General features: G+C 63.9%; 17 protein-coding genes and 1 pseudogene. 5 read left to right on the top strand and 13 right to left on the bottom strand.

Annotated features, from left to right (window positions below; genetic code table 11):
* From VF497_RS04695 to VF497_RS04715, 5 genes are all read right to left on the bottom strand, one after another.
* On the bottom strand, positions 1-785 hold a 785-nt coding region (locus VF497_RS04695), incomplete at its 3' end, for a C13 family peptidase (RefSeq protein WP_330886481.1).
* A gap of 147 nt (positions 786-932) precedes the next feature.
* Positions 933-1,613 (bottom strand): acireductone synthase, encoded by a 681-nt coding sequence (mtnC, locus tag VF497_RS04700; RefSeq protein WP_330886482.1) that lies wholly within the window; start codon positions 1,611-1,613, stop codon positions 933-935.
* Positions 1,610-2,041, bottom strand: a complete 432-nt coding sequence (locus tag VF497_RS04705; protein ID WP_330886483.1) for a PH domain-containing protein — start codon at positions 2,039-2,041, stop codon at positions 1,610-1,612. Before VF497_RS04705 ends, mtnC begins: the two co-directional genes overlap by 4 nt.
* The gene (locus tag VF497_RS04710; protein ID WP_330886484.1) at positions 2,038-2,598 is read right to left on the bottom strand and encodes an acireductone dioxygenase; all 561 of its coding nucleotides are present in this window, start codon (positions 2,596-2,598) and stop codon (positions 2,038-2,040) included. Before VF497_RS04710 ends, VF497_RS04705 begins: the two co-directional genes overlap by 4 nt.
* A complete protein-coding gene (locus VF497_RS04715; protein WP_330886485.1) occupies positions 2,595-3,224 on the bottom strand; it encodes a methylthioribulose 1-phosphate dehydratase in 630 nt (209 codons plus the stop codon). The genes VF497_RS04710 and VF497_RS04715 overlap by 4 nt, the downstream gene beginning before the upstream one ends.
* 129 nt (positions 3,225-3,353) lie before the next feature.
* Between VF497_RS04715 and VF497_RS04720 the strand changes: the two genes are divergently transcribed.
* Positions 3,354-3,716 carry a hypothetical protein gene (locus VF497_RS04720; RefSeq protein ID WP_330886486.1) on the top strand — a complete coding sequence of 121 codons (363 nt, stop codon included), beginning with the start codon at positions 3,354-3,356 and terminating at the stop codon, positions 3,714-3,716.
* A gap of 197 nt (positions 3,717-3,913) precedes the next feature.
* On the opposite strand, the gene VF497_RS04725 is transcribed toward VF497_RS04720, so the two are convergent.
* Positions 3,914-4,930 (bottom strand): FimV/HubP family polar landmark protein, encoded by a 1,017-nt coding sequence (locus VF497_RS04725; RefSeq protein ID WP_330886487.1) that lies wholly within the window; start codon positions 4,928-4,930, stop codon positions 3,914-3,916.
* Positions 4,931-5,296: 366 nt separating this feature from the next.
* On the opposite strand from VF497_RS04725, the gene VF497_RS04730 reads away from it, so the two are divergent.
* Together VF497_RS04730 and rmuC are read left to right on the top strand one after the other, a co-directional pair.
* Positions 5,297-6,625: an MFS transporter gene (locus VF497_RS04730; protein ID WP_330886488.1), complete on the top strand. Its 1,329-nt coding sequence runs from the start codon at positions 5,297-5,299 to the stop codon at positions 6,623-6,625.
* Positions 6,626-6,698: 73 nt separating this feature from the next.
* Positions 6,699-8,192: a DNA recombination protein RmuC gene (gene rmuC, locus VF497_RS04735; protein ID WP_330886489.1), complete on the top strand. Its 1,494-nt coding sequence runs from the start codon at positions 6,699-6,701 to the stop codon at positions 8,190-8,192.
* Between the two features lie 51 nt (positions 8,193-8,243).
* Here rmuC and VF497_RS04740 read toward each other — a convergent pair whose 3' ends face one another.
* The 3 genes from VF497_RS04740 to VF497_RS04750 all read right to left on the bottom strand — a co-directional run bounded on the left by VF497_RS04740 (position 8,244) and on the right by VF497_RS04750 (position 11,721).
* Positions 8,244-8,534 (bottom strand): hypothetical protein, encoded by a 291-nt coding sequence (locus VF497_RS04740; RefSeq protein WP_330886490.1) that lies wholly within the window; start codon positions 8,532-8,534, stop codon positions 8,244-8,246.
* A gap of 139 nt (positions 8,535-8,673) precedes the next feature.
* Positions 8,674-10,140 (bottom strand): amino acid permease, encoded by a 1,467-nt coding sequence (locus VF497_RS04745; protein WP_330886491.1) that lies wholly within the window; start codon positions 10,138-10,140, stop codon positions 8,674-8,676.
* A 105-nt stretch (positions 10,141-10,245) separates the two neighbouring features.
* Entirely contained in the window at positions 10,246-11,721 is a 1,476-nt protein-coding gene (locus tag VF497_RS04750) for an amino acid permease (protein WP_330886492.1), read from the bottom strand.
* 249 nt (positions 11,722-11,970) lie between these two features.
* Here VF497_RS04750 and VF497_RS04755 point away from each other — a divergent pair, with 249 nt between their 5' ends.
* Positions 11,971-12,435, top strand: coding sequence for an NUDIX hydrolase (locus VF497_RS04755; RefSeq protein WP_330886497.1), 465 nt, complete (start codon positions 11,971-11,973; stop codon positions 12,433-12,435).
* Here the strand turns inward: VF497_RS04755 and VF497_RS04760 are convergent.
* The 4 genes and pseudogenes from VF497_RS04760 to VF497_RS04775 form a co-directional block, all read right to left on the bottom strand.
* Entirely contained in the window at positions 12,424-12,948 is a 525-nt protein-coding gene (locus tag VF497_RS04760; RefSeq protein ID WP_330886493.1) for a GNAT family N-acetyltransferase, read from the bottom strand. The genes VF497_RS04755 and VF497_RS04760 overlap by 12 nt on opposite strands.
* On the bottom strand, positions 12,945-13,508 hold the full coding sequence (yeiP, locus tag VF497_RS04765; protein ID WP_330886494.1) for an elongation factor P-like protein YeiP: 564 nt from the start codon (positions 13,506-13,508) through the stop codon (positions 12,945-12,947). Before yeiP ends, VF497_RS04760 begins: the two co-directional genes overlap by 4 nt.
* 109 nt (positions 13,509-13,617) lie before the next feature.
* Positions 13,618-14,385: pseudogene (locus tag VF497_RS04770) on the bottom strand (SDR family NAD(P)-dependent oxidoreductase).
* Positions 14,386-14,472: 87 nt separating this feature from the next.
* Positions 14,473-15,291: an SDR family oxidoreductase gene (locus VF497_RS04775; RefSeq protein ID WP_330886495.1), complete on the bottom strand. Its 819-nt coding sequence runs from the start codon at positions 15,289-15,291 to the stop codon at positions 14,473-14,475.
* A gap of 218 nt (positions 15,292-15,509) precedes the next feature.
* Here VF497_RS04775 and VF497_RS04780 point away from each other — a divergent pair, with 218 nt between their 5' ends.
* Entirely contained in the window at positions 15,510-16,427 is a 918-nt protein-coding gene (locus tag VF497_RS04780; RefSeq protein ID WP_330886496.1) for a sigma-70 family RNA polymerase sigma factor, read from the top strand.
* The last annotated feature ends 232 nt before the right edge of the window (positions 16,428-16,659 follow it).

Consider the following 16,659-nt stretch of genomic DNA (forward strand, 5'->3'; position numbering starts at 1 on the left):
CGATTGAGGGCGTCGACGAAGAAGGCGCGGCCGAAATCGGTGATGTCGGAGCTCGTGCCGCAGCCGAACGAGGCGCGGTCGCCGCGCGCTGCAGTGATGACCATGGTGCCGTCGCCCTTGAGCGCATCGATGAAGCCGCCCGCGTAGCAGGCCGAGATCACGAACACGCGCTGCTTGATCGGCGATTCGGAAAACACGTCGGCCAGGTCCTCGGGCACGATTTGGTCGAGCGGCAGCGGATCGAGGCTGACGTACAGCTCGTGCGCGCGCGAACCGTGCGTGGTGATGAATACCATCAACACGTCCTCGTCCGGGTCGAGCTTCTTGCCAAGCGCGTCGATGGCGAGCTCGAGGTTGGACAGGCTTGCGATCGGGCGGCGATCAAGCGTGCCCGGATTGTTGATCAGGGTCAGCACGTGGCCCTTGGCGTCGAAGCGCTCGGAAAAAAGTTTCTCGGCGTATTCGACCTCGTTGCGGAACACGTTCTCCTCGCCGTCGCCGGCGAAGGAAATGAGGTAGAGATTGGCCTTGCCGGCGGTGCGCGGCGCGAGCTTGTCGATCGCGTCCTGCATGCGCTGCGGCTGCGCGTACAGCACCTGCTCTGGCGAGCCGACGTTGGCCGGCCAGACGATGGCCTGATCGGCGCTGTCGTCGTTTTCGACCGTTGCCTTGGCCGCTGCCGATGCGTCGGGCTGATGCGTGCCGAGGCTGGCCACGCCGACGCTTGCGCCGACGGTGAAGGCGAGGACGAAAGCGAGGAGCAGGCGGGCGGTCGTGCGGATCAAGGCCGGATTGACGCTGCAAAATGGTGCAATAGCGATATTTTAACAAATTCCACGTTGCACTGCAGCGTATGAATTTTCGTTCATCCGGTGCGGCTGACGGTTTCGGTCCAGTACTGCCTCGACTGCGGATTGGTTTCGGGAAATCAGCTAACCGACTGAAATTTCGCTGAAATCGTGGACCTGCTCGTGCTGGTTTGCAGCTGATTCCGCGGCCGGGCGCAGCAGTTGGACGGTCTGCAGTCCGGCCGCGGCGGCGGCATCGAGTTCCTGGACGATATCGGACAGGAACAGGATCTGGCCGGGCGGGATGCCGATTGCGGCGGCAATGCGCCGGTAGGAATCGACTTCGCGCTTGCCGCCAACCTCGGTGTCGAAGTAGCCGGAGAACAGCGGCGTCAGGTCGCCGGCCTCACTGTGGCCGAACAGCAGTTTCTGCGCGGCGACCGAGCCCGACGAATAAACGTACAAGTGGATTCCTTGCTTTTTCCACTTTTGCAGATTGTTCGCCACCTCGGGATAGACGTGCCCCTTGAATTCGCCGCTGGCGTAGCCGTCTGCCCAGATCAGGCCCTGCAGCGCCTTGAGCGGCGTCGCCTTGCGGTCCTCATCGATCCAGCGGATCAGCAGGTCGATGATTTCATGCCGGCTCGCCGAGACGAGTCCCGCATCGCGCGCGGCTTCGTGCAGCCAGTGTTGCACCTCGGCTTGGTCGGCATGCGTTTCGACGAATGCGGGCAGCTTCTCGCGCGCGTATGGGAACAGCACGTCCTTGACGAAGTCGATCGAACTCGTGGTGCCTTCGATGTCTGTGACGATGGCGCGGATCATCGGTTCGATGCGTCCCTGGCGTGTTCGACATGCGCCGAATAGGCAGCTTCGATCGCGCGTTTCACGCCGACCGGATCGGCGACGCGATCGAACAGCACGCTGCTTTCGCCGCGGCCGGTGACGCGCACGTTGCCGTAGCCGAGCAGGCGTCCCCAGGTGCTCTGTTCGAGATCGACCGTTTCGATCGCGCTGAGGCGCACCTCTTCGGTCTCGCGGCCGACGATGCCGGTCTTGTGTACCACGCGCGCTGTCGTGACGCCGAGTTCAATGCCGCGCAGGCGCAGCCATTCGTAGATCGTGATGAAGATGCCGATGACGAGCGGGATCAGGACGATGCCGAGGATCAGCCGACCCTTCGCCGTCCAGTGCAGGTGGAAGCGCGCGACGAGGGTTTCGCCCGGTGCGAGCGATTCCAGGATGTAGCTCATGCGGCGAGCGGTTGTGCGGCGAGGCGCGGGAATTTCCCGGCGATGTCGCTGCCGGTGAAGTTGGCCACCCAGCCTTCCTTGTTAGTGAACAGGCGGATGGCGATGAAGTAGGGCGCCTCGCTCATGTCGAACCAGTGGCGCGTGCCGTCGGGAACGCCGATCAGGTCGCCCTGCATGCACAGCACCTCGTATACTTTTTCGCCGATGTGCAGGGTGAACTGGCCGCGGCCGGCGACGAAGAAGCGTACTTCGTCCTCCGAATGCGTGTGCTCATTGAGGAACTTCGCGCGCAGCGCGGCGCGGTCGGGATGGTCCGGTGTGAGGCTGATCACGTCGACGGCCTGGTAGCCTTCCTCGCGCTGCAGGCGCTCGATGTCGGCGCGGTAGGCGGCGATGACTTCGTCCTGGCTCGCGCCGGGCGCGACCGGCCTGGATGCTTCCCATTGCTCGAAGCGCACGCCGACCGTGCCGAGCTCACGCGCGATATCGGCGTGCTTCATGTACGTGCCCAGCGGCATGCTGCCGTCGGTTTCGGAATAGATGCGCAGTTCGCTCATTGTCTCAACCTCCTCAAATCCAGCTCGCAATTGAGCAGGAATTCGAACGCTTCGATGTGGCGTTCGGTTTCGGCCATGTCGCGGCCCCAGGTGTAGATGCCGTGGCCATCGATCAGGTAACCATATAGCGGCTTGCCCGCATCAATCCAAGTGTCCACCTTTTCCACGAGCTCGGGCATGTGCTGCGTATTCGGAAACACCGGCAGGTCGAGTTGCGATTCGTGCGTGCTATGGCCGGCGATCGCCTTCTGCAATTCGTAACCCTCGAAGCGGATCACGCCTTCGCGCGCGTACAGGCGCGAGGCGACCGTCTGCGTGCGCGAATGCGTGTGCAGCACCGCGTTCGCCTCGGGGAAACGCGCGTAGATCTGCGTGTGCAGCAGGGTTTCGGCGGACGGCCGCGCGGAAGTGCCGACGGCCTTGCCGGCGCGATCGACGACCATGATGTCGTCCGCGGTCAGCGCGCCCTTGTCGCGGCCCGAGATCGTGATCGCGAGATGATCGGCGTCGAGGCGCATCGAGAAATTGCTGCTCGTCGCCGGGGTCAGGCCGAGCGCGCCGAGCTTGCGTCCGGCTTTGGCGATTGCTTCGGCGCGTTCGGCGAATTGCTGCGCGGTGTAGCTCAAGCTGTTGCTCCGTGGATTCGTGCTCGGGTTGGACGGAAACTATAGCGGATGACTGCGGCAAACTCATGTCCGGGCAGCGCACGAAGCGCTACGCTTGCGCTCGGAACGCATGCTTGAAGTGGAGACAACGTGAATATCGATATTTCCAACCTGTCCGCGGCCGAGCTCGACGAGCTGATCACGCGCGCGGCAGCACGTCGCGCGACGCTCGAGCCGGCGCAGTCGTTGCAGCCTCCGCAGCAGACCGAAGCGATCGTGAATCCGTCATGGCATACCTCGCCGCTGCCGAACGGCGTGCTCTTCATGCTGCGCCATCCCGGACTGGGTTGGCTTGGCTTTGCGCTGCCGCACGAGCATCGCGTGCATCTGACTTCGCTGTGGCTGCATCAGTCGTTGCTGTTCAGATCGGCGGAGGCGACCGCGGAACCGGCGGCGCCTGTTGCTGCAATCGCACCGGATTTTGGCACCGGCGGCAGCGGGACGATGCACTGACGGCACGGCATGCGCGGTTGGATATGGGGCGGCTTCCAGCGGGAGGGCACCATTCGTGAATGAGGATGACATCCGCGGCTCGCCCTTCGGGCCGGCTTCGCCGTTCGCTCCGGCATCCTGCCTATGCAGTCCGAGCACCGCCAGCGCGCCCGATTTTGGATGGAATCGGGTCGAGCGCAGAAGTTTTGAGATAGGTTCTAATCATCGCCGAGCGGTTGCGCATCGCCCGGAACCGTCGCCTCATTCGGTCTGAACACCTCCGTATGCAGCGATGAATCGGATGCCGCGGCCTTGAAGGCCCCCTTCGCGACAACAGGTGCTGCAACGACGTCCTCGGTCGGAGGCGGCGTCGCGGCCAGTGCCGCTTGCGCCGACTGCAATTCGTGGCGCAGGGCTGCGATTTTCGAATCGAGCAACGCGATCAGGCGCAAGTTCTTCTCATGGATCTCCTCGAGCTGGCTGACGCGTTGCTTCAACTCATCCGCTTCGCGCACATGATCGCGCATCGGCGCCGTGGCTGCCGGCGCCTTCAGGCGTGCCTGCGCTATGTTCATGCCGGCGGCATCCGCTCGCCTTTGGTCATGCGTGACGACGGACGGCCCGTTGCGCGGCGCGCTCGCCAGATTGTCTGCGCCTCCCGGGATGTGCAACAAGGCGCCCGCTTTCAGGGAGTCGAGGTCCCTCCGGTAAAAAGCAGTCGGATTGGCCTCGAACAAAGCCCGCATTGTCTGGTCAAGGCTGACGCCTCGCGCTGCAGGAAGCCTGCTCGCGATGGCCCACAACGTGTCGCCCTTCCTGACGAGGTATTCGGTCCCGCCCGATGCCAACGCGAGCGGATTGGCCTTGACGCTTGGCGGTGCCCCCGGACCGGACACGAGTGCCGATGCCGGCTTGGGGGCCGCCACAGGCTTCGGTTTCTCGGCGAGAGCGGGCACGATGGCCGGCAGCGTCGTCGGCGGATCAAGCAGCACGGCATATTCGCGCAGCAGCCTGCCATTTGCCCATTCCGCCTCGATGAGCAAATCGAGGAACGGTTCGCGCACGACTTCTTTCGTGGTCAGTTTGATTGTGAGCTCGCCGCGCGCATTCCGGCCGACGACGAACTCGATCGGCACCGTGACGCGTTCGCGCGACAAGCCAAGACGCGTGAAGTCTTGGGGTGGCGCGAGAGCGACGCGCAAGTCCGCCAGCTCGCCCGGCGAGTCGGCGAACACGGGAATCTCGGCGACCAGCGGCTGGTCCAGATCGGACTTGATCCGAATCGTTCCCAAGCCCAACCCGAGTGCTTGCTCGCTGGCCATCGCCAGCGCAGCGGTGAGGAAAAGCTCGACCAATGACTTCATGGAAACCGCCCCTTGCGCATGGACATGCGCGCGCGTTTCACAAGCTCATTTGGCGACTTCAGCGACCGGAAGCCGCCTGATCATTGCGGGAAAACTTTGCGCCAGTTCTCATTTATTTGCAAGTGCGGCCGTAGATATGGCCTATCAGTAGACACAATTCGCGATCGCAAATAGGCTACGGACGAAGACGCCGCCGGGCCTTCCGGGCTCCCGCCATGTCACGACGAAGAGGGCCGGATGAACACCGTTGAAGCGCGAATTCCATCGGCTGCGGCGCAGCCGCTCTCGGCCTTGCAGCGCCTGAAGTCGATCATCGGCGGCTCGATCGGCAACCTCGTCGAATACTACGACTGGTACGTCTACACTTCGTTCTCGCTGTATTTCGCCAAGTCGTTCTTCCCGCAGGGCGATGCGGTGGCGCAGGCCCTCAGCGCGGCGGCGGTGTTCGCGGTCGGGTTTCTCATGCGGCCGATCGGTGGCTGGTACTTCGGCCGCTATGCCGACCGCCACGGCCGTCGCGCCTCGCTGATGCGCTCGATCGTGCTCATGTGCGCGGGCTCGCTGCTGATCGCCGTGTGCCCGACCTACACGAGCATCGGTGTCGCCGCGCCGATCCTGCTCCTGCTCGCGCGCCTGCTGCAGGGCCTGAGCCTCGGCGGCGAGTACGGCAGTTCGGCGACGTATCTTTCCGAGATGGCGACAAGCAAGCGCCGCGGGTTCTGGTCGAGCTTCCTTTACGTCACCCTGATCGCCGGACAACTGACCGCGCTTGCCGTGCTGATCGTGCTGCAACAGTGGGTGCTCACCGAGGATCAGCTCAAGGCCTGGGGCTGGCGCATCCCGTTCGCGATCGGCGCGGGAATCGCGCTCATTGCCCTGTACCTGCGCCGGAACATGGTCGAGACCGCTGCATTCACCGGCAGCCAGGGCAAGGCTGAGGTGAAACGCAATGAAGGTTCGCTCGGCCTGCTGGCCAGGCATTGGCGCGCGGCGCTGATCGTGGTCGGACTGACCATGGGCGGCACGCTCGCGTTCTACACCTACACGACATACATGTCGAAGTTCCTCGTGCTCAGCGTGGGCCTGTCGAAGGAGACGGCGACGCTGGTCAACGCGGCGACGCTGTTCGGCTACATGCTGCTGCAGCCGTTGGTCGGTGGCCTCTCCGACTACGTCGGCCGGCGCCCGATCCTGATCGCGTTCGGCGTGCTCGGCGTGCTGCTCACCGTGCCTGTACTGACCACGCTGCAGGCGACGCAAGACCCGTATGCCGCGTTCGCGCTGATCATGCTGATGCTGCTCGTCGTCAGCGGCTACACCGCGATCAACGCGGTGGTGAAGGCCGAACTGTTCCCGGTCGAGATACGCGCGCTCGGCGTCGGCCTACCATACGCGCTCGCCGTCGCCATCTTCGGCGGCAGCGCCGAAACCGTCGCGCTGTGGTTCAAGCAGGGCGGGCACGAGAGCGGGTTCTATTGGTACGTCACGGCTTGCATCGCCTGCTCGCTGCTGGTCTACGTTTTCCTGCCCGACACGAAGAAGACTTCGCTGATTGAAGATGCCTGATCAGACAAGCGATCTCGCCAACTGAGACGTGGCGCTGTCACAATCGCCGCCTGACAGTTTCGATGGATGAGCGGTGTCGACGATTTCGAACGAATATGCCCTCTGGGGACTGATTGCGCTGATCGCTTTCGCACTCGGCGCGCTGCTCGCATGGGCGCTCGTGCGTGCGCGAGCGCATGCGAGCGGACGCGAGAGTCGCGATGCTGAAGTGGCGCAGCTCGCATCCGAACGCGACGCGGCACTGGACGACGTGCGGCGTTTGCAAGGCCAGCATGACAACGTCGCCACCGAGTTGACCGAGCAACGCAAGACCCTGTTCGCACTCGGCAACGAACGCGCGAATCTCGCCGGGCGCCTGGAACGCCTTGGCCAGCTCGACGCCGAACTCGCCGCCGCGCGTGCCGAAGCGTTGAAGTGGCGCGAAGCCACGCAGCGCGCCGAGCAGCGCATCACCGAAACCGCCACGCGCGCGCAGGAACAGCATCAGGCCGCCGCCGACAAGATCGCCCTGCTCGAACGCGTGCGCGAAAACCTCAGCGACCAGTTCAAGGCGCTGGCCGGCGACCTGTTCGAAGAGAAAAGCAGGAAATTCACCGAGCAGAACCAGAGCCAGCTCGGCAGCCTGCTCACGCCGTTGCGCGAGCAACTCGACGGATTCAAGAAACAGGTCGGCGAGGTCTACGACAAGGAAAGCCGCGAGCGCCAGTTGCTCAAGGCCGAGATCGACGCGCTCAAGAACCTCAACCAGCGCATCGACGAGGACGCACGCAACCTCACGCGTGCGCTCACGCGTGAGAGCAAGACCCAGGGCGCCTGGGGTGAACTCGTGCTCGAACGCTTGCTCGAAGCATCCGGCCTGCAAAGGGGCAGGCAGTACGAAACCCAGGCGACGTTCCAGAACGAAACCGGTGGCCGCGCGCGGCCCGACGTGATCGTGCGCCTGCCCGAAGGCCGCGACATCGTCGTCGATGCGAAAGTGTCGCTGACCGCGTACGAGCGCTATTGCGCTGCGGCCGACGATGCCGAGCGCGATGCCCAACTCGGCGCGCATCTCGCGTCCTTGCGCAGTCACGTCAAGGAACTCGCCGACAAGCGCTACAGCGACCTGCCCGGCGTCAACTCACTCGAATTCGTGCTCATGTTCGTGCCGGTCGAGGCCGCCTACATCGAGGCCGTGCATCGCGACGAAGGTCTGCAGGCCTTCGCGCTCGAGAAGCAGGTCGTCATCGTCACCACCTCGACCTTGCTCGCGACCTTGCAGACCGTGGCGAGCCTGTGGCGCAACGACGACCGCAACCGCAACGTCGTCGAGATCGCCGATCGTGCCGGCAAGCTCTACGACAAGTTCGTCGGTTTTATCGACGATCTCAACGAAGCCAAGGCCAAGCTCGACGCGGCGCGCAATGCGCTGGCGTCAGCCTCGGGCAAGCTCGAAACGGGGCGCGGCAATTTGATCGGACAGGTCGAAAAGTTGCGCGAACTCGGCGCGCGTACGAGCAAGGCGCTCCCGGAAGCGCAGGTCGAGCGGGCCCAGTTCGACGAGGTGCAGGGCAGGCTGGACAACTAGGCTGGCGCAACGTAGACGATACGATTCGGGGTCGCCTGCGCACGAATGGCGTCAACAATATCCGCTTGCGATTTTGCGCAGATGATTCGTCGCAAAGATAGCCAGGGTCACGCCGGCAAGCACTTCAAACCAGATGCTGAAGTTCATCGCCAGCGTGTGCTGGGAGCACAACGCCAGGGCGTAATGGCCCAATCCATCCAGACCGAAGCTCGCATAGGCGATGAGCAGCAGCGCCGCGATCGCGCGCCATCCAAACGAAGCCGCGGCCAATGCCGCGACTCCGGGAACGGTGATCGCCAGCCACGCCCAGTAAACATTCTCGCGCGTGATCCAGCGTGGCATGTTGGGGTAGAAGGCGATGTATTCCGCGTTGTGCGCAAAGTGGACGAAACTTGCGCAGCAATACAGGGCGAGCAGCCACCAGATATGCCGTGGCAGCTGCGGAAGCCGGACGGTGAGTGGCATCGCGACGCCGGTGTCGTCAGGTCGACGCCGTGGCAGCCGCTCCAGCGTTGTCGCGATGCAGCTTGCTCTTGCGGTAGCCGTAGGCGAAGTAGAGCGCGAATCCGATAAGCGTCCAGGCGATGGTCAATGCCCAATTGTAGGCGTCGAACGTCGACAGCAGCAGCAGACAACTCGCGATACCCAAAAGACAGACCGCAGGGGCGAATGGAATGCGGAACGGGCGTGGAATGTCGGCATGGTAGATGCGAAGTATCCACACTCCTGCACAAACAGCGGCGAAGCTGATGAGGGTGCCAATGGATGTGAGATCACCCAGGACATCGAGAGGAAATATAGCTGCCAGCAAAGCGATGCCGATGCCGGTGATGACGGTGTTGATATGGGGCGTGCGGTACTTCGGATGAATGCGCGAGAAAACGGGCGGCAACAGACCGTCGTTCGCCATTATCATGAAAATACGCGGCTGGCCGATGCACATGCAGAGAATCACGCTTGACAAGCCGATCAGGGCGCCAACTTCGACGACCCAACGCAGCCAGGCAAGCTGTGGATGGCTTGATACAGCAGTAACAACCGGCTCGTTGGTGCCAAGTTGGGTATACGGCATGAGACCAGTCAGTACTGCAGCCATCGCAACGTAGAGCACTGTGCAGATTGCCAGCGAAGCCATCATGCCGATTGGCAAATCACGCTTGGGATTGAGCGATTCTTGAGCGGCGACGCTGGTCGCCTCGAAGCCGATGTAAGCGAAGAACACCATCGAGGCGCCGCGCAGAATTCCGCCCCAACCAAATTCGTGTTCGCCCTGACTGGGTGGAATGAACGGATGCCACAAATTCGTGTCGACATAGCTCCAGCCGAAACCGATCACCAGCAGCAGCAGGCAGATTTTCAAGATCACCATCGCTGTATTGACCGAAGCCGATTCCCGGATGCCTATGTAGCAAATCGCGGTTAGTGCTGCGACGATGCCGACGGCAGGCAGGTTGAGAACCGCACCTGTCAACTGCAGCTTTCCATCGACCTTTGCCAACGGCGCATTGGTCAGTGCCGTCGGTAGATGAATTCCGACATGGTCGAGCAGGCTGACGAAATAGCCAGTCCAACTGGTAGCGACCGCTGACGCAGAAACTCCGTATTCGAGAATCAGCATCCAGCCGATGAACCAGGCCGCGCCTTCGCCGAGCGTGGCGTAGGTGTACGAATACGCCGAGCCCGACACCGGCACCATCGCCGCGAACTCGGCGTAGCACAGCGCGCAGAACGTGCAGCAGATCGCCGCCAGTACGAATGAGAGCATGACCGCGGGTCCGGCGTGCATCGCCGCGGCATTGCCGGTGATGACGAAGATGCCGCCGCCGATCACGGCGCCGATGCCGATCGCGGTCAGGCCCCAGGGGCCGAGCGTGCGGCGCAGTTCGATTTCGCCGGCCTCGTTGTTGACCGCGAGAGGATGCTTGGTGCGAAGAAGTTGTTTGAGCATTTGCGTATTCCCAAAAGACTAAGGCCGACGCGAAAACGTCGGCCTTGAGTCGGCGCGATCACATCAGGTTGTGTGCGTGAACGACGATTTCAATGCGATGTACCTTCAGTTGCCGTTCGCGAGCTGGCTGCGCTTGTAGCCGTAGAGCGCGTAGATCGCGAGGCCGATCACCGCCCAGATCGCGAACACGAGCTTCGCGGTCATGCTCAGGTTGACGAACAGCAGCAGGCAGCCGGCGACGGCGAGCGGGCAGACGACCCACGCCAGCGGCGTGCGGAACGGGCGCGGGCGATCAGGCTGTTGCTTGCGCAGGATCAGCACGCCAAGCGAGACCATCGCGAACGCGAGCAAGGTGCCGGAGTTCGATGTGTCGGCAAGCTTGCCGACCGGAAACAGCGCGCCGCAGAACGAGACGACGAGGCCGGTGATGATCGTGATCACGTGCGGCGTAAAGAACTTCGGATGCACCCTGGACAGCACCTCGGGCAGCAGACCGTCGCGCGACATGGTGAAGAAGACGCGGGTCTGGCCGAACATCATCATCAGGATTACCGAGGGCAGGGCGAGGATCGCGGCGATGCCGATCCAGTCGCCGATGCTCGTGTGGCCAAGCAGGCGCATTACATGCGCAAGCGGTTCGCGGCTGCAGACCAGGGCCTGCGAATTGGCGCAGGCCGCCATCATTTCCGGCGTGCCCGGATCGAGCGGCACGCCGTTCGCGCCGAGCATCGGCTGCGCGCCGACCGAGCCGGCGGCGCCGTAGCCGACCAGCAGGTAGAAGATCGTGCACACGGTCAGCGAGCCGATCAGGCCGATCGGGATGTTGCGGTTCGGGTTCTTCGTTTCCTCGGCCGCGGTCGAAACTGCGTCGAAGCCGACGTAGGCGAAGAAGATCGACGCCGCCGCGCCGAGCACGCCGACGCCGCCGAGCGGGCTGCCCCAGCCGCCGGGCAGAAACGGTTCGAAGTTGCCGCTCTTCACCGCCGGCACGGCGAGGAAGATGAACACGGTCAGCGCGATGATTTTGATCGTGACGAGCACCGCGTTGACGCGCGCGCTCTTCGAAGTGCCGATCACGAGCAGCACGGTGACGGCGAGGCCGATCAGGAAGGCGAGCAGGTTGAACGTGCCGCCCGCGTAGAGACCGGTGCGCAGTGCTTCGGGCAATCCGTATCCGTTGGCCGCGAGCAGGCCGTTCATGTAGCCGGACCAGCCGACGCAGACCACGGCCGCGCCGATGCCATATTCAAGGCCGAGCGCCCAGCCGACGACCCAGGCGATCAACTCGCCGAACACGCCGTAGCTGTAGGTATAGGCCGAGCCCGACACCGGGATCATCGAGGCGATTTCGGAGTAGGCCAGCGCGGCCAGCGCGCAGACAATCGCTGCGATGACGAAGGCGAGCATCATGCCCGGGCCGGCCTTCTGTCCGGCTTCGGCGGTCAGCACGAAGATGCCGGTGCCGATCACGGCACCGATGCCGAGCAGAGTCAATTGAATGGGGCCGAGTTGGCGCTTGAGCGATTTCTTTTCTGCTGTTTCGAGGATCTTGTCGAGCGGCTTGACGCGCCAGAAAACCATTATGTATCCCCAGATCTGATGGTGTGGTAGCGGCTCGCGGCAACGACTGCGGCCGCCCTTGGAGTTTGCCCGGGTCCTGCGGACCCAAACTTGTCCCGGTAAAATACGCGACCCCTCCGTATCGGGCAAGCTGTGACGCACAAGCTGACCGTCCAATCCACCCATTCCTTGCAGCCCTGGCAGCAACGCTGGCTGGCCGCGTTCGCGCGCTACGCCGCGCTGCGTCCGGCGGAAGACGCTGTCATTTCCTTGTTCAGCGATTTCGCCACGGCGCATGCCGATGCGGCCGAGCGCAGTCTGGTTATCGGCCACCTCACCGGTTCAGCATGGCTCGTCAGCGCCGACGGCGCGCGCGTGCTGTTGACCCATCACCGCAAGCTCGATCGCTGGCTGCAGCTCGGTGGTCACGCCGATGGCGATGTCGATCTCGCGCGCGTCGCGCTGCGCGAGGCGGAGGAGGAATCGGGTTTGCGCGGGCTGGTCGTCGAGCCGGGAATTTTCGATCTGGATCGCCATGAAATCCCCGCGCGCGGCGATGAACCGGCGCATTGGCACTATGACGTGCGCCACGTCGTGCGCGCGCTCGATGGAGAGGATTTCGTCGTCGGCGACGAATCGCACGCACTCGCCTGGCGCGACATTGCCGCACTCGCGTCCGACGACACCGCCGACGCATCGCTGCGGCGCATGGCCGCAAAGTGGTTAGGTCGATAGTGCGCGCTGCATGATCAGATCGGTCTGCGCGTCCGCGCCGAGTTGAAACGCGTGCGCTCCGACTTCGACGAATCCGCATTTGCGGTAGAACGCGATCGCACGCGGATTGTGTTCCCAGACGCCGAGCCACAGGCCGCGCGCGTCCATTGAGGATGCCTCGGCGAAGACGGCTTCCATCAAACGCTGTGCCAGGCCGTGGCCTATCCAGTCGCGGTCGATGTAGAAACGCCAGAGTTCGACGGCCTCGTCCACGCTTACGCAGTCCGGTCGATGGCCATGGCGCAGCTGCGCGTAGGCGACCGCACTGTCTTCGGCGTCCGCGACCAGCGTGCGGATGTGTTCGGATTCAATCTCGGCACGCTGCTTGTCCACGCCATACGATGCGGCCGCGTGCGCCGCCATATCCTCCGGCGTATTGACCGCCGCGAAGGTGTCGCGGAACGTGCGCTCCGCGAGCGCTGCGAGCGTACCCGCATCGGCCGCGGTCGCGCGACGGATGCGGGTCTCGGTCATGCGCGTCCGGAGAATTCGCCGGTCGTCGTGTTGACGAACACGTTTTCGCCGTTGGTGATGTACTCGGGCACCTGGATCTCGATGCCCGTGTTGAGCTTGGCTGGCTTGGAGCGCTTGGTCGCCGAGGCGCCCTTGAGTTCGGGCGCGGTATCGACGACCTGCAGCGTCACCGTCGCCGGCACCTGCAGGCCGATCGGTGCGTCGTCGATCAACTGGATGTAGTAGCCGTCGATGCCTTCCACGATGTAGCCGGCGGCGTCGCCGACCGAAGAGGCATCGAGCGTGTACTGGGTGTAATCCTCGTTATCCATGAACACGAACGCCTCGCCGTCCTTGTACGAAAAATTCGCGGCGCGGCGCACGAGTTCGGTTTCCTTGAGCTCGTCGTCGGCGCGCAGCGAGATGTCGAGCTTGGTCGCGCCCGGCACGGAATACATCACGAAGCGGAAGGTGACGTTGCCGCCGCGACCTTGCGGCGAGCTGCGTTCGATTTCACGAATCTGGTAAACCTTGCTGTTGTATTCGACGACGTTGCCGCGTTTGACTTCGAAAGCTTTCATGGTTTGCGGGAATGGAGTGAAAGTGGATGTGCTTGAGTAGGGGTTCGATTTATCGAACCCGGCTCTTCGATACGCTGAGGAAAAACGCTGGGCGCGATGAGTCGCGCCCCTACTTTGGAGCGAGGCGAATCGCCCCATCGAGCCGAATCACGCTGCCGTTCATGTAGCGGTTCTGCAGGATGAAGACGACCGCATCGGCGAATTACTCCGCCGTGCCGAGGCGCGACGGGTAGGGAACTTGTGCACAAAGGGAATTGTATACCTGTTCCGGCATGCCCTCGACCATCGGCGTGTGGAACACGCCAGGCGCGACGGTCATCACGCGCACGCCGATGCGCGCGAACTCGCGCGCCAGCGGCAGGGTCATGCCGACGACGCCGCCTTTCGACGCCGAGTACGCGGCCTGGCCGATCTGGCCTTCGAACGCAGCGATCGAGGCGGTGTTGACGATCACGCCGCGCTCGCCGTCCTCGCCGGGCGCGTTGTGCTGCATCAGGTCGGCCGTCGCCTTGGCCACGTTGAAGCTGCCGATCAGGTTGACCGTCACCGTCGTCGCGAAGGTCTTCAGCGGCATCGGGCCTTCCTTGCCGAGCGCGCGGCCCGCGCCGAGGATGCCGGCGCAGTTGATCGCGGCGTTGAGGCCGCCGAGCCATTCCTGCGCGGCCTTGGCATTCGCCGCGACCTGTTCCTCGTTGCTCACATCGGTGTTGAAGTAGCGCGTGCTCGCGCCGAGCGCAGCGACGGCCTGCGCGCCTTTCTCCGCGCTGACGTCGAACAGCGCGACTTTCGCGCCGTGCGCGACGAGATGTTTGGCGACGCCGAAGCCGAGCCCGGACGCGCCACCCGTGACGATGGCCTTGACCTGATCGAGTTGCATGAACGCGCGTCCTGAAGGGATAAGGGCGCGGATTGTAGCAGCGAAGGGCGATGACTCGATGCGAACGCGGAAGCTTCGAAGCTCCGGTCAGCTGGGTAGTTTCTGCAGACCGGCACCGGTCAACAGGTAGGCCGGTGCGAAATCGGCGGCATCCTGCATCGCCAGCTGCAACAGCGCGGCGCCGGCGATTTGCGGGCTGAGCAGCGGGCCGGAAGACCGCACGAACGAATCCAGGAAGGCCTCGACGGACTGGCCGGCACGCGTCGCGTAAGCCTGCACCGCCACTTTGCCCACGCCGGTCTGCGGCGAGAACCGCGGCAGCACCGCGGTGAAAGTGATGCCCAGTCCGCCCCGGGCCGACTCGTTCTGCGCGTAGGCCGAGAGGAAACGCTGCATGGCCTTGGCGCCGGCGTAGCCGCCGCTGAGGGGCGAGCCGCCGAGCGCAGCACCGCTGCTGAAGACGACCACGCGACTTCCGGGACGCAACGGTTTCAGCAGGATCGCGCGCAGCCAGTGGAAGGCGATGCGCACATCGGCCTGCCAGTTGGCCGAGAATGTCTCCCAACTCTGTTGTTGCAGCGGGAGCATGGGCGGGATCGCGCCGGCCACGAGGACAACGACATCCGGCTCGTGGCGATCGAGGATCAGGGCGGGTAGCGCGGCATCTCCGGCATCCGCGATTTCCTGCTTGATCTCGCCAGTGCCGGCGCCGGCTTCGGGAAACTCCGCGCTCGAACGCGATACGGCGATCACGCGGGCGCCGGCACCGGCAAAGGCCAGCGCGATGCCGCGACCGATGCCGCGACTGGCGCCGACGATCATGGCGGTCCTGCCGGTAAGCTCGTGCGACGGATCGATCGGGTTCGCGCCGGCATTGGCAATGGTATTTTCAGCAAGCGATGGCATGTTGCGTTCCTCGTTTCCAGTGAAAGTGGGTGGTACGCAGGCAGGGACGAATGCGCGGGCGCAAACGATCCGGTCGGTCACGAAAAAAATTCCGGTGGTGGCGAATCCTTTGCCCGCCCGGCAACGTCTCCCGGAGAGAACGCGCACAATGCATTTGCGAAAACGATGAGGAATCCCGTGCAACACCGCTCCTTCCATATTCGCTGCACCTGATCCGCATGACGCCGACGCAATCGGACGGAATGCCTGCCGCGCAGCCTCTCGACGCTGCGGCGTTCGATCGCCTGATCGCCGCGCTCAGGCCAAGGCTGCATCGCTACTGTGCACGCATGACCGGATCGGTCGTCGACGGCGAGGACGTGCTGCAGGATGCGCTGGCCAAGGCGCTCGAAGCATTGCCGGGCGTCGCTGCGATCGACGATGCCGAAGCCTGGATGTTCCGCATCGCGCACAACGCCGCGCTCGATCATCTGCGCCAGCGCGCGCGGCGCGACGCGGTTCACGCCGATGAGGACGTCGCGCTGATCGCCACCTCCGTTGCCGTCGAGGACGAACACATGGCCGTCGAAGCCGGTCTGCGTACCTTCATGCGATTGCCGGCATCGCAGCGCAGCTGCGTGATCCTGAAAGACGTGCTCGGTCACTCGATCGAGGAAATCGCGGGTGTGCTCGACGGCGCGACGATCGCCTCGGTGAAGGCGGCGCTGCATCGCGGACGCACGCGCTTGCGCGAACTTTCGGCCGAAACGGAATCGCCCCGCGTCACGGCCTTGTCGAAACGCGAGCATGCGTTGATCGCGGCCTACATCGATCGCTTCAATGCGCACGACTTCGATGCGCTGCGCGCGATGCTCGCCGACGAGGTGCGCCTCGATCTCGTCGCCAAGGCGAGCCTGCGCGGGCGCGCGCAAGTCGGCACCTACTACGCCCAGTACGAGCGGATCGCGGACTGGCGTTTCGCCCTCGGCAACGTCGACGGCCGGCTCGCGGCGCTCGCCTTCGATCCGCACGATCCCGCGGGAGCGCCGATCTATTTCGTACTGCTGAACTGGGACGGCGACCGCCTCGTCGGCATCCGCGATTTCCGCTACGCCCGCTACGCGGTCGAAGGCGCGGAGTTTGCGACGCTGGCCTGAAGCGGAGATTCCTCCACGGATTCGGTGCGGCGTCGCACCGGTTTCGTGCGCCGTGTCTTGGATCGCCGCGCTTCGATGAGCCGAATTTCCTCCCGTTCCGCTAACTATGCCGAGTCGAACGATCGGTTCGGCCGTTTTCGGAGTGAGACAAGAGGAAATTCCGTATGAAGTTCAAGAAATCCCCGCTCGCGGCCGTGGTGCTGGCTGCCGCGAGCTTCGCGGCAACCGCCGC

Origin of the sequence: Rudaea sp. (genome assembly GCF_036383415.1) — a bacterium.
In the GTDB taxonomy this organism is placed as follows: domain Bacteria; phylum Pseudomonadota; class Gammaproteobacteria; order Xanthomonadales; family Rhodanobacteraceae; genus Rudaea.